Annotated in this window: 13 protein-coding genes; all 13 read left to right on the top strand. The window is 42.9% G+C overall.

The genetic code is table 11. The annotated features are described in order from the left end of the window. Positions 1-43 precede the first annotated feature (43 nt). Positions 44-430 (top strand): hypothetical protein, encoded by a 387-nt coding sequence (locus TERTU_RS19860; protein WP_015817100.1) that lies wholly within the window; start codon positions 44-46, stop codon positions 428-430. Positions 431-621: 191 nt separating this feature from the next. After that, complete coding sequence (locus tag TERTU_RS19855) at positions 622-2,124, top strand: IS1182 family transposase (RefSeq protein ID WP_015820992.1); 1,503 nt, start codon at positions 622-624, stop codon at positions 2,122-2,124. Between the two features lie 144 nt (positions 2,125-2,268). After that, complete coding sequence (locus tag TERTU_RS19850) at positions 2,269-2,805, top strand: hypothetical protein (RefSeq protein WP_015816903.1); 537 nt, start codon at positions 2,269-2,271, stop codon at positions 2,803-2,805. Between the two features lie 223 nt (positions 2,806-3,028). After that, a complete protein-coding gene (locus TERTU_RS19845; protein WP_015820857.1) occupies positions 3,029-3,418 on the top strand; it encodes a hypothetical protein in 390 nt (129 codons plus the stop codon). A gap of 104 nt (positions 3,419-3,522) precedes the next feature. Beyond that, the gene (locus TERTU_RS19840) at positions 3,523-4,419 is read left to right on the top strand and encodes a DUF3626 domain-containing protein (protein ID WP_015820180.1); all 897 of its coding nucleotides are present in this window, start codon (positions 3,523-3,525) and stop codon (positions 4,417-4,419) included. Positions 4,420-5,852: 1,433 nt separating this feature from the next. After that, positions 5,853-6,293, top strand: a complete 441-nt coding sequence (locus TERTU_RS19830) for a hypothetical protein (protein ID WP_187148799.1) — start codon at positions 5,853-5,855, stop codon at positions 6,291-6,293. 550 nt (positions 6,294-6,843) lie between these two features. Then, positions 6,844-7,224 carry a hypothetical protein gene (locus TERTU_RS19825; protein WP_015820991.1) on the top strand — a complete coding sequence of 127 codons (381 nt, stop codon included), beginning with the start codon at positions 6,844-6,846 and terminating at the stop codon, positions 7,222-7,224. Positions 7,225-7,405: 181 nt separating this feature from the next. Beyond that, positions 7,406-7,729 carry a hypothetical protein gene (locus TERTU_RS19820; RefSeq protein WP_143876310.1) on the top strand — a complete coding sequence of 108 codons (324 nt, stop codon included), beginning with the start codon at positions 7,406-7,408 and terminating at the stop codon, positions 7,727-7,729. 391 nt (positions 7,730-8,120) lie between these two features. Further along, positions 8,121-8,738, top strand: a complete 618-nt coding sequence (locus tag TERTU_RS19815; protein WP_228378210.1) for a GNAT family N-acetyltransferase — start codon at positions 8,121-8,123, stop codon at positions 8,736-8,738. A gap of 137 nt (positions 8,739-8,875) precedes the next feature. Beyond that, positions 8,876-9,406: a hypothetical protein gene (locus TERTU_RS19810; RefSeq protein ID WP_015819727.1), complete on the top strand. Its 531-nt coding sequence runs from the start codon at positions 8,876-8,878 to the stop codon at positions 9,404-9,406. 52 nt (positions 9,407-9,458) lie between these two features. Next, a complete protein-coding gene (locus TERTU_RS19805; RefSeq protein ID WP_041590354.1) occupies positions 9,459-9,869 on the top strand; it encodes a hypothetical protein in 411 nt (136 codons plus the stop codon). A 747-nt stretch (positions 9,870-10,616) separates the two neighbouring features. Continuing rightward, the gene (locus TERTU_RS19800) at positions 10,617-10,982 is read left to right on the top strand and encodes a hypothetical protein (protein ID WP_041590353.1); all 366 of its coding nucleotides are present in this window, start codon (positions 10,617-10,619) and stop codon (positions 10,980-10,982) included. Positions 10,983-11,443: 461 nt separating this feature from the next. Next, on the top strand, positions 11,444-11,977 hold the full coding sequence (locus tag TERTU_RS19795; protein ID WP_041590352.1) for a hypothetical protein: 534 nt from the start codon (positions 11,444-11,446) through the stop codon (positions 11,975-11,977). Positions 11,978-12,591 lie beyond the last annotated feature (614 nt).

Genomic DNA, 12,591 nt, shown 5'->3' with positions numbered 1-12,591 from the left:
GTCTGCCGTTTAACGCGGCGTTATGCAAGCAAATGGAGTACTAATGAAAAAATTATTATTGGCAATACTTGGGGTAATAGGAATGGGTAGTGCAAATGCAGACTCACCACATGATTTTTCAAGCGTGGATTCTCGAGAGAAAGCCGTTCAGTTAGCTCAGGAAGGAAAACTCTTCAAAGTACTTCTTTTTCCGGCCGAGTTCGGCGGAGAGGATGTCCCCCAGAATATCGTTTATGTTCCAGCCGGAATTCCAGAAATAAAGGATAAAATTACTGGCACTTTTATACGGTTTGTTCAAGAGGGGCTAATAGACAACTTACAAGTTAACCCTGAATATAAGGGGAATAGCTTTGTGCCATCAAAAATAAATATGAAAACATCGCATTCAGGTAAGGCTGGTGAATTCAACCCAACAATTGAAATATGGTAGGCGCATAACAATCAGCATCAGGCTCAGCCGCTGTGCGGCTTGGACCTCCATTTCGGCGCTTCGCGCCTACATTGCGGCCCCTGTGCTGGGCGTTGAAGCTGTCGAAAAACTCAAAAAACCATCAAAAACCTGCAGAACGGAAGCTTCTAAAGAGTTAAAATAGACTCTACCGCCGCTTAACGGAGTCTGGTATGGCGCATTACAAACAAGGTAATGATAAACAGGGGGAATTTGTCGCTGTTATTCCCGAGGAACAAATAACAGAGGGCAGCTTTGAGGCGACAGTCTGCTTGATTGTCGATCATGTGTTAGATCTCTCCTCGTTTGAAAGCGATTTTAACAACGATGCGGGTGGCGCATCGGCATACAGCCCGGGCACTCTCCTCAAGATCATACTTTCTGCGTATCATCGCGGCATTACCAGCAGCCGTAAAATCGAACATTTGTGCCGATACAACACGGTGTTCATGGCACTCTCTGGTTTTCTAACCCCGGATCATTCCACTATTGCAGCGTTTGTTTCAAAGAATCCACAGCGCCTTGAAGGCATATTTATAGAAATCGTGTTGCAGTGTGATTACCTGGGGCTGATTGGTGGCGACACTCTGGCATTGGATGGCTGCAAAATTCCCTCAAACGCCTCGAAGGAATGGTCGGGAACTAAGACCGACTTCACGAAGAAACATCAAAAAATTCAACGTGCAGTAAGGCGAGTGATGGCACGGCATCGTCAAGAAGACGCTCAGGGCGTGGTGAACACACCGGTGCGTGAAAAAGAAGAAAAACAGATAGCAAAACTCAAGCGCATCAATAAAAAGCTAAAATCGGCCCTCAATGACATGGTGGATAAACGGGGGCACAACGGAAAAGTTCGTAAGACCAACCTCACCGATCCTGATAGCGCCAATATGATGTCCGGTAACGGTGGTGCGTTACAAGGGTACGTCGGTTTGGCCGCAACCGATAAACTGAACCAGGTCATTGTCAATGCTGATGTAACTGGTGATAGCGAACAATCCACACTCAAGCCCATGATTGATAAACTCCTAGCATCCGACAGGCTAGATGGCTGTCAACTGCTGGCAGATGCTGGGTTTCATAGCGGGGCGAATTTAGACTATTGCGCAGAGAAAGGCGTCAATGCCTATATTGCGGATACCCTCTATCGTAAACGCGATGCGAGGTTTGTGGATCACCAAGATAAAAAGCCGAAGGTAAGAAAACAGAAATACTTTCAATCGAGTGACTTCGACTATGACTCGCAAGCACAACGCTGTTGGTGTCCAGAGGGAAAAGAACTCTGGCTTTGCTCCTCTGGATATCAAAACAAAGGCGTCGAATACATTCGCTTTGAAGGTTACCTCAACGACTGTAAAAACTGCTCGATACAAGCACACTGTTTACGTAATGGGGTCAAAGACCGCGGCAGACAGGTGAGCATCCGCAAAGACACCCCTAAAAACAACAGCCGCGCCATTGATCGAATGAAACGCAAAATGGACAGTCCCGAAGGCAGGGCCATCTACTCGGATCGCATTGGTATTGTCGAACCCGTATTTGCGCATATGAAACACATAATGGGGTTGCGTTGGTTTAGCTTGAGGAGCCTTAAAAAGGTGTCTGGACAATGGTATTTATTCTGTGCGGTACATAACTTGGTAAAAATACAGAAATATGGGAGCTATGCCCGATGAAGGGTAACTATTTTTTAAAAATAGATGTAAATAACGTCGTGGCTGATATTTTTAAACAGCCTTATAAAAACGGGTGCCTGAAATTATCCGCTGGGTATAGGTATCTCGGCGTTATTCGACAGTCTCGTTATACGTAAAATAGAAATGAAAAATATTCTAGTTATTGTATTGCTGGCATTTTCTCTACCGGTGAAAGCTGAAACTTTTCAGATCGGTGAGATTAAATGGAAATTTGACGTACCAAAGGAGTATCTGGAATTCCCTGAAAGGAGGGCGGGTGACAATTCAACAAAGTACTATAAGTCCGAAGAATTACTAAGCTTTTTTAGGTCAAATATTGACTACCTGCGAGTAAAGATATCTAAATATCCAATCTCAATGGAAAGCAGTTTTAAATCCGGCTGGCTATCTGGTGAGAGCTTGGTTGAAGGGCAATTTAAACGTTCGTCTTCTGTTCTAGATATTAAGTCGAGCGCTAAAACAAAGAGTAAGAACGGGTATAAGGCCCGAGAGCACTTTATCGAGCTAAAACTCGAGGGTAATACAAGTATATACTACGGGTCTTTTCAGGTTCTGCTGGAAGGGTGGTTACTGTGGTTACTAGAGTATCAAGTAGTTTCCCCAAACAAAGAATTATTTGGTTCAGCGCTAAATGCGTGGAATCTTTCAATAGTGGAGTAGACGTATAACCAAGCTATCAAGCAGACCTCCATTCCGGTGCTTGATTTTGCGCTGGTCGCTACGCTAGCGCAAAACAATCACCTCCATTACGGCTGCTTATAGCGGCGTTATGTGTCCAACTAGAGCTAAGTACAATATGAATAAACTCGTTTTTTGTGTATGCCTGTTGCTTTTGTGCGTGGGAGCCCGTAGTGAGACGTATGATAGAAAACGAGAGTTCTTCATGCCTCAAGAAATGGTACTGTCTATTCAGCCATCATTTGACGGTACCACAGAATATTATATTCGCTCGTATACTACGCCAAAGGAGTTGGTGAAGGCGGAGTACGTACTTTCGGGCAATGCTAATGAAAAGCTTAAAAATAGCTACGTTGTCAAATTATCAACTGAAACATACGAAGAACTTCGGAATAAATTAAAATTGGGACTATCTTTCAAGTATGGGGAAAGGGTTGGAATGGAAGATGGAGAAACTTGGTGTGTTGAGTCGTGGTATTTTCAAGCTATAAAAATATGCGTTCAATCACCAGAGTATAAAACAGAAGAACGTGGTTACAAGGGGTTGTTGGAGTACAGGTCTTATCTGGATGCTTTGTTCGAGTCAAACACATAACCAAGCTAGCAACCTGACACTGCAAGCTACGCTTCTTTTTGGTGTGGCTTCGCCATAATCCACCAAAAACCCGCTACGCAAGCAGTGCAGGTTCTAGCGGCGTTATGCCTGCTTCACACTCCTTGAACCAGATGCTGCAACTTGAACTTATGGAAACGTTTCTAAGCGCCACACAGTGTAAAGTACTGGAAAATTTCAGGGCATTAGGTAGCAAACTTGAGGATTACGCCAAGCTAGAAGTTACAATTAACTTTCATCCAGACCAAATCACAAGCGGCGGGTTTCTTGTTCTTGAAGCTATCGCCAATGACGGCCTACTGCGATCACAGTTCGAAACGGGTACTAGCAACGGTGGATTGACAGCATTTCCTGGCGGTGACCGGTGGAAGTGGGAAAGTAAAGCTTTTAAGGGGCTATATGACAGCTGCCATGTCTCTGAACGCCCCAAATACGGCGCGCTGAACCACCGACTTAGCCAGTCAGGGGGGGCGCCTAGATTTGGCTCGTCCCACTTTAAGCTGAGAAGACATTTATTGGAGAGAACGACATTCTGCTATCCGGAAAGCTGGGTTGGTCCGTTGGATTACGGAATGGCCGATCGCGTAAAGAACTTAATCGAAATGGCTGATTCGGATACATTAGATTTGCTGGACAACTACGTTGAAGCACACATTCATGGTCCGATTTCAGTTGAAAATGATGTTGAAGCTCTTGTGGTAGATCCTATTTACAAGGGCACTGAAATTGAAAAATTTGCCGAAAAAATCAAATGCGATATCCGCTGGCACAAAGGGTTTAACCTTTCAATAGAGGAATTTGAATTCCATGCGGATTATAGGGGCGCAGAATACGTTGATCTAGCGAAACTGATAGTGGTAAAAGGTCATGTTAATCCCAAGCTCATTGGTATGGCCGTAAGCCAAGGGACATATGATCGGCAAGATCTCAAGAAAGTTTGGCATTATTTAGCTAGATTTGGTGACTTGAATCGTGTTGTATAACAAGGCTATCTTGCGGAAAACATTTGCTACGCCTTGTTGCGGGGTGGCTCCGCCACTTTACCCCGCAACAAGGCTCCACAAACGCTTCCGCAAATAGCGGCGTTATGCGTCGCTGAGCCTTTAAATGAAACTCTGGCTAGTTGGTATTTGAGAAAGCTTCACAACCGGTGGTACGCAAATGTTTAGTGTTAAGCAACGCTACCTTCGGTCGCGTTGTTAGTGGAGCAGCTTCGTTAGAGTTTGTACTAATCAATCGGTCAAATAAAGTTGTATTAGTTCGTAGTAAAATTTCTAGGTGGTTAGGGCAACTTTATTTCACCTGGTTGTGTGCTAGGTATGCAGTATGTGCCTTTGTTTGAGGTGCTTAATCGTCGGGAATGTCGGCGTATTTTTGGTAAGTAGGTTTAAAATGGGCACTGTCATTTTGCAGGCTCTTAAGTAGTTTCGTTGGGGTTGGTTGTGTTCAGCAGGGCAATGCATAACAATCAGCATCAGGCTCAGCCGCTGCGCGGCTTGGACCTCCATTTCGGCGCTTCGCGCCTACATTACGGCCCCTGTGCTGGGCGTTATAAAGCGTCGGAAACGTTAACTTTGAAGTGCTATGTTTTGGTTAATCGCTGTTGGGTAGTTATGGATTTGGTGGATCAAATTAGAGCTTTACTTGCTGCAAGTTGTAGGGTTCTTAATGTGGTTCTTGCTCTCGGAGAGCGAGTCAGCTCATATTTGGTACCGGTCGTTCTTTTCGTATTCGGTTGGACTTTGAAAATAATTGGGAATTTTTCGCGGTGTTCTCATCGCACATTTAAAGTGAGTAGTAGTTTTAATATGTCGCAGGGTCGTTTGGTCCCAATAATTTGGGCTTGTCGCGTAAGCTTTTATAACAATTACAGCCACCAGACCCACACTGCTACGCTTGGTTTTGTGCATTCGCTGCGCTCATTATTGCACGAAACCAAGCTCCACAGCGCGGGAAGGTGCTGTAGGCGTTAGAATTAATTTAGCTTTATCGAATGTTTAGATGCCCTACGTGTAAAAGAAAAGTTATATCTTTAGTCAATAAGCTGGCAGCTTCTTGTGATAGGGATTGCAAGCAGTGTAAAAGGTGTGGTGCACTATATTCTGTTGGTGGAGCTTATACTTTAGTAATTACCATTTTGTCAGGCTTTGTGGGCTTTTTCTCCTTCGTGCCAGTATTTGGTAATTTTGGTTTTATTGCTGCATGCGTATCGCTAGTAGTATTGCCTGTTGTTGCAATGGTTTTTCTTGGTAGCCTTGTGCCACTAAAGGTAGTGGAGCATAGAAATGGGTAAAAATTCTAACAAGTGGGTCAACCTGATGCCGCATGCTACGCTTCGTTTTGGGGCGGCTTCGCCACTTTACCCCAAAACTACACTCCGCATGCAGCACAGGTTACCCAGGCGTTAGCTTCAATTATGGCTTTATACCAAACAGTAATATTTTTTGTCCCATCTGGATTTGGAAATAGAGAAGAGCAGGTCGGGGAGCTATTTTCAGAGGAAGGATATTTTGACTCTGAAAAAATATGGGCCGATCACCATAAAGGTGTTAGCCCTCTAAAGTTGGCCAATTCAACATTCGGCACGGAAAACGAGACATTCTGGGAATATTACGGTGCGAATGATCTATCTATCGAAGTCAATGAAAGAGGTGTTGTTCAGTGCGTTCGGGCTAGGATTGATGGTCGCGGGTATAGACAAGGCGACTTAAAGAGAATATTGAGCTTTGCGCATGTGCTTGAGTGTAACTTATTTCTTCCAGAATTTAAGAAATACGTAGAGCCTAGTAAATCTGCTATGGAGTCACTATCATTTTTATTAAAAAGGTCTAGGGCTGCAGAGTATGCCCAAAGCTAACAAGGCGCTGCACGCTGACACATACTGCTACGCTCGTTTTTGTGTCTGTCGCTGCGCTCCATTTTTACACAAAAACGCTCTTCGCAGTATGTGCAGGTGAGCGCGGCGTTATAAAGCGTCGAATACGTTAACTTTGAGGCCCTATGTTGTGGTTAAGCGTTGTCGGGTAGTTAGGGATTTGGTAGCTCAAATTAGAGTTTTACTTGCTGCAAGTAGTAGGGTTCTTAATATGGTTCGGGCTCTCGGGGAGCGAGTCAGCTTCTAATTGGTACCGGTTGTTGTTTTCGCGGTCGTTTGGGCTTTGAAAATAATTGGCTATTTTGCGCGGTGTTCTCATCGCACATTTACAGTGAGTAGTAGTTTTTAATATGTCGCAGGGTCATTTGGTCGCTATAGTTTGGGTTTGTCGCGTAAGCTGTTATAACAATTGCAGCCACCAGACCCACACTGCTACGCTTGGTTTTGTGCATTCGTTTCACTCATTATTGCACAAAATCAAGCTCTACAGTGCGGGCAGGTGCTACAGGCGTTATGTTTTTTAGGAGATCGCATGAAATATTTAGTACTATTTTTCCTGCTGCCATTATCTGTGTATGCATCTGACTCCATTTTTCCACATAGTAAAAAAGGAGCAGTTGAAAAGCATGAAAAAGTCTGCAAGCTACAAAATCTGTTCAATCACAAAGCAATGTTTTACAAGTCAGAGTTGTGTACTTACGGAACTAAAGGTTGTGATATAGGTGAAGTCAAAGAACCTTTTGAAGTTTTATGTGATCTTGAGTATGTCACCATGTGTTACGGTAAAAAATCATGGCTAAATAGAAATCAGTATTTCCAATTAAGCAATGATGTCGTTGTCGCCAATATTAGTCATAGTATTACGGTTAAAAATGGAGTTAAAACCAGCACAGTGTGTGCGCATTACAAATAGATGCATAACAAATTGCTGCACGCTGACACATACTGCTACGCTCGTTTTTGTGTTCGCTGCGCTCAATATACACAAAAACGCTCTCCGCAGTATGTGCAGGTGAGCAAGGCGTTATGCGTATTGAAGTATGTTCCTGACCATAGTTAACTCTACAAAAAAGAAGAACTTGCAGTTTTGCGCAATGGGTAATTGGCAGATCGAGTTCTTTGATCTTGAGGACGAAAGGTATTTTGTTCTCTATGGTAGTTACGGGAACAGTTATCGTCAGCGTGTGTTCAAACTCTGTGACTACGAATTTTCATCTATTCTTGATGGTGGTCATGTTCTGACAAAGGGGCGAACGACCACCACTATTCGGTTTTATGAGCACAAAGATAAGCTACGAATGGAGCTTGCAATCAAATGGCGAGGGTGGTTGCTGGTGAGCAGATTTCGGGGCAATGTTAGTAATATGGGGCGGCAAGTTGTTAAAGAAAACCTTGAACGGTATTTTTGCACTGAGTAGCCCTGGATTTCGAGCGGCGCATAACAAGTTGGTGAAGCTGACCCGCGTTTCGGAGCTTGTTTTTTTGGTTAAAAGCTACAGCAAACTCCTACACTCCGGATGCTGCTGCGGGGCGTTAAGTGTACGGGACAAATGACCGAAAATTGTAATATGAGTAAGATTCCTGAAAGGCTTATGAATGAGTGTTCGTTTTGCCACACTAAAGGGTTGAAGCCCGGGGTTCTTATCGTTGAATTTAGAGAAGATGTTCGGTCGCAACATTACTTTTCTTCAATTGCAGACGAACTGAAGTTGAATGTAAACGGTATGTGCAATGAATGCGCAGCATTAACTGGGTGTAAGTAAACACATAACAAATTGCTCCAGCAGACACATACTGCTGCGCTCGTTTTTGTATATTTCGCTGGCGCTCAATTTTACACAAAAACGCTCTCCGCAGTATATGCAGCTGAGCAAGGCGTTATGTGAAACCGAGATCATGGCTCACGAACTAAAAACTGAGAGGCTAATTCTTTCGCAGCTAACGCGAAAGGATTGCGCTGATTTTCAGCGTCTCATTACAAATGATGATGTGACAAGGTATTGTTTTGATCCTTTGTCAGCAGCGGAAGTCGAGAATTCCTTCGAGTCACGCATAAAGGATTGGGATACTAAGCAGTCCCACTGGTTAGCGTTGGCTGTTTACCTAAAAGAAACGAATGAATTTTTAGGTGTAACTGGTTTCAGAAATACATCTAACCAAAAACAAGTCGAGGTTGGGTTTATGTTCCTGCCAAAATTCCATGGTCGAGGCTTTGCTACTGAGTCGCTTAAAGCAGTGTTAGACTATGCATTATTTCTGGGCTACGAAACAGTGGTGGCAAACGTCACTGAACCCAACGTGGAATCAACAAAAGTTTTAGAAAAATGTGCTTTTAGGCAATCTGGAAGTGATGCTGAAGGGGTGCTCATCGGTACTGTCGCGTATACAAATGTATCGTATCTATTTAGAAAGTGCACAATCACATAACAAGCCGCTCAAGGCTCAGCAGCTGTCGCTGCTTGGACCTCCGCTGCGCTGCTCGTTTTGTGCTTTTCCGCTACGCTCGCACAAAACCATCAACACAGCTCCGGCCCCTTAGCGGAGCGTTATGCATAGGGCGTAAATTGAAAAAAGCAGACTTTACCTATCATTTGCATCTTATAAAGACAGAAGCGCTTACCCAAGGCGTGTTTTTGGACTACGACGATGGCGTGTTGGAATTGAAAACCTTTTACCTATTAAGAAGGGAGATGATATTTGAGCTGGCTGTCCTTCTAATCCCCCCAGTTATTCTTTGGTATGAGACTGGATTTTCGACTCTGTTCCAAATTCTATCATTAATGTGGTTGGTCGGGCGTTTTAATGGATTAAAGTACGCTTTTTACGTTAGAAGTGGCCTATTGATCGATACCGCAGATAACAATATTAAAGTGCTAGGAAGGAAGCCAAATTTGGTTAAGTATCTTTATAACTTTTCAGACATTCAACATTTTAGAGTGAAAAGGCGGTCATATGCAGAGTCAGCTTGGAGAGATGTGGTATTTTTACAAGTTAAAGATGGTAGCATCGTAGAGATAGTTGAAATACCTAATACTGAGGTGGCGCGTAATTTGAGTAGATTTTTAAACAAATTAGTCCATATAAAAAATCCATAACAAAGTTATCAACCTGACGATGCTGCACGGCGTTAACCTATTTAGAGATTGTATGACTCCGATTATTTATATATTTGAAGCGAGCTCTATTCCTGAAGAGTTTAATGACGATGAAAGCGTCATCCTTTTAGATAGAGGATTTGAAGGGCGAGACGATGACTCTCCGATATCAATTGATGAGGTTAGCTTTCTCACAACAATAGCAGTGCTTTCAAGAACACCAGAAGTGGTATTGGATAGTTTTGAAAAGTATTGGAAAGAAAAGTGTGATGGAGATATCCATTTTCATGTATTAACTTCTGATATGAACCAAATTCAGGAGTCAAGAGCAAACGAGTTAAATGGTCTTACGGAAGACGGGTGGTCAATAAAAGCAAACTTTATCGCCATCTGTACTGAATCTGACGAGGCGCGCAATGATGCAATCAATATCATTCGTGAGTCAGAATTGAAAGTGCATTAAAGGGTTAACAATGCAAGCCAGTCTGACGGCTTTTCCGTTCCTTGTTTTGCGGTTTAACGCTACGCTACCGCAAAACAATCCACTACAAAGCCGCAACTGCTTGCGGCGTTAGATTTGAATATGAATAAAAATATAGCTTTAACTATACGATCAGGAATATTTTTATTAATATTTTCACTAGTGCAATCAGTCAAAGCACACGATGGAATTGATATAAAGATATTTGATACCGTTTTAGTCTTTCCTAATTATCTTCAATTAGATACCGAAGAAAGCAAACTAACGAAATTGTATTTAATAGCCTCTATTTAAATAAATATGAAGCTTCAATCTTAACCGTCGGGAAAATAAGTCCTGAACTTCAAAAAGGTTACGATTCAATCGTTGGTAGAGTCAATTGTGGAACATTTGAGTTGGCGGTACAAGCAACAAGAGCTGCAGGTCAGCCTCTGTTTATGGCTGTCTATTACAATCAAAAAAAGTTCTTACGTTTTTTTACTGGTGATCTAACTTTAATTCAAAAGTCACTTTTGAAACATAATAAGAAAAATGAAGTAAGCAACTCTTGTAATTTTGATGAAAAGAAAATCTAACAAAGCGTTCAAACTCGCTACGGGCCTTCGGCCCTTCGCTGGACAGCCAAAGCTGCGCTGCTTTTGTGCATTTGCTTCGCAAATTATCGCACAAAAGCACCACAACTTTGTCTGCCGTTTAACGCGGCGTTATGTTTAATCGAGTCTGTCAACTATGAGGTATTGGTTGTATGTAACGACATACACTTATTGGCTTTTAATGCTGCTTTTCGGTTTGATTGCAGCTAACTGCTTTCTAATACTTTTTATCGGAGACGTAGGTGCTCATGGAGAACAGCCAAAACCATTAACTTTAGCAGCCATTTTTAATACTTTGGGCGCTGGAGTTTTAATGCTGGTATTGGCTTTCATAAGCTTTTTTGCCGGGAAACAAAAGCTTCTGTCAATCGTGGTTGTTAATGTTTCTATGTTGGTGTTCTTGGGTTTAATCGGTGCATCGGTTTGGCTTTATTCTATATTTATCATAACAATACCTCCGGTATCCGTATTACTTTATAGGGTGTATTTTGCAAAAACATAACAAACCGCTGCACACCGACACATATTGCTACGCTCGTTTTTGTGTGTCGCTGTGCTCCACTTTACACAAAAACGCTCTCCGCAATATGTGCGGGTGAGCGGGGCGTTAAGTGTACGGGACAAATGACCGAAAATTGTAATATGAGTAAGATTCCTGAAAGGCTTATGAATGAGTGTTCGTTTTGCCACACTAAAGGGTTGAAGCCCGGGGTTCTTATCGTTGAATTTAGAGAAGATGTTCGGTCGCAATATTACTTTTCTTCAATTGCAGACGAACTGAAGTTGAATGTAAACGGTATGTGCAATGAATGCGCAGCATTAACTGGGTGTAAGTAAACACATAACAAATTGTTTCAGCAGACACATACTGCTGCGCTCGTTTTTGTGTATTTCGCTTGCGCTCAATTTTACACAAAAACGCTCTCCGCAGTATGTGCAGCTGAACAAGGCGTTAGGTTTAGCATGAATAAATTCGTACTAATATTTCTCGTTCTTTCTATCTGTTCATATGCAGATCAACCGCCAGATTGGAACGAGTTTATTGTTCAGTCGGAGAATAAAAAATGGAGTGCGGAAATTATCCGGCAGGGAAAGTCAGAGAAGCCGTGGAAAGATGAATGGGTTCTTAACGTATACGAAGGCTTTTATGTCTCTAGTCCGGCACCGAATATAGTTCCTGCATGGTCTACCTCGTATAATCCGAGCGGGTACTCTGTAGGGTATCTGTCAAACGATGGTTCAGCTTTTTCGTATGTGGAGTTTTGGTACTATCCAAACAATCCAGTGGTACAGATTTATAGGCAAGAATGTAACATTCAAAAGAACGGTTCGTACTTTAAAGTTGGGAGTAAGTTACAGCAAACTGCATCTCATCAGCTCTGGTTAAAAGAAGGTGGTAACGTAAAGTACTATACCACCGACGGGAAACTAGTTTTACAGCTAGAAACAGTTAAAGGTTTGCGTAAGCTAAGTGCGGTTTGCAATGAAAAAACCTAACAAATTTGTCAACAGGACAATTTTTGCTACGCTCCGTTTTGCGGTGGCTTCGCCACTTTACCGCAAAACTCCACTACACAAAAAATGCCTGTTACAAAGGCGTTATACGTCGCTGAGCCTTTAAATGAAACTCTGGCTAGTTGGCTTTGAGAAAGCTGCGAAACCATTGGTACGCAATATTTAGTGTTGGGTAACGCCACCTTCGGTCGCGTTATTCGTGGGGTGGCTTTGTTAGTGTTTGCACCAATTATGCGGTCAAATAAAGTTGCATTAGATCGTAGTGAAACTTCTAGGTGGTTAGGACGACTTTATGTCACCTAGTGAGGTGCAAGGTATGTAGTGAGTGCCTTTGTTTGAGGTGCTTAATCGTCGGGAATGTCGGCGTCGTTTTGGTATTTGGTTTTAAATGGGAGCTGTCATTTCGCAGGCTCTTAAGTAGTTTCGTCGGGGTTGGTCGTGATCGGCAGAGCAATGCATAACAATCAGCACCAGGCACAGCCGCTGCGCGGCTTGGACCTCCATTTCGGCGCTTCGCGCCTGTATTGCGGCCCCTGTGCTGGGCGTTATAAAGCGTCGAAAGCTTCAATTCTGAAGCGCTATGTTTTGGTTAAGCG

Origin of the sequence: Teredinibacter turnerae T7901 (assembly GCF_000023025.1) — a bacterium.
GTDB lineage: Bacteria > Pseudomonadota > Gammaproteobacteria > Pseudomonadales > Cellvibrionaceae > Teredinibacter > Teredinibacter turnerae_B.
The sequence above is the reverse complement of the archived record's forward strand: the minus strand, read 5'-3'. Positions and strand labels throughout refer to the sequence as shown.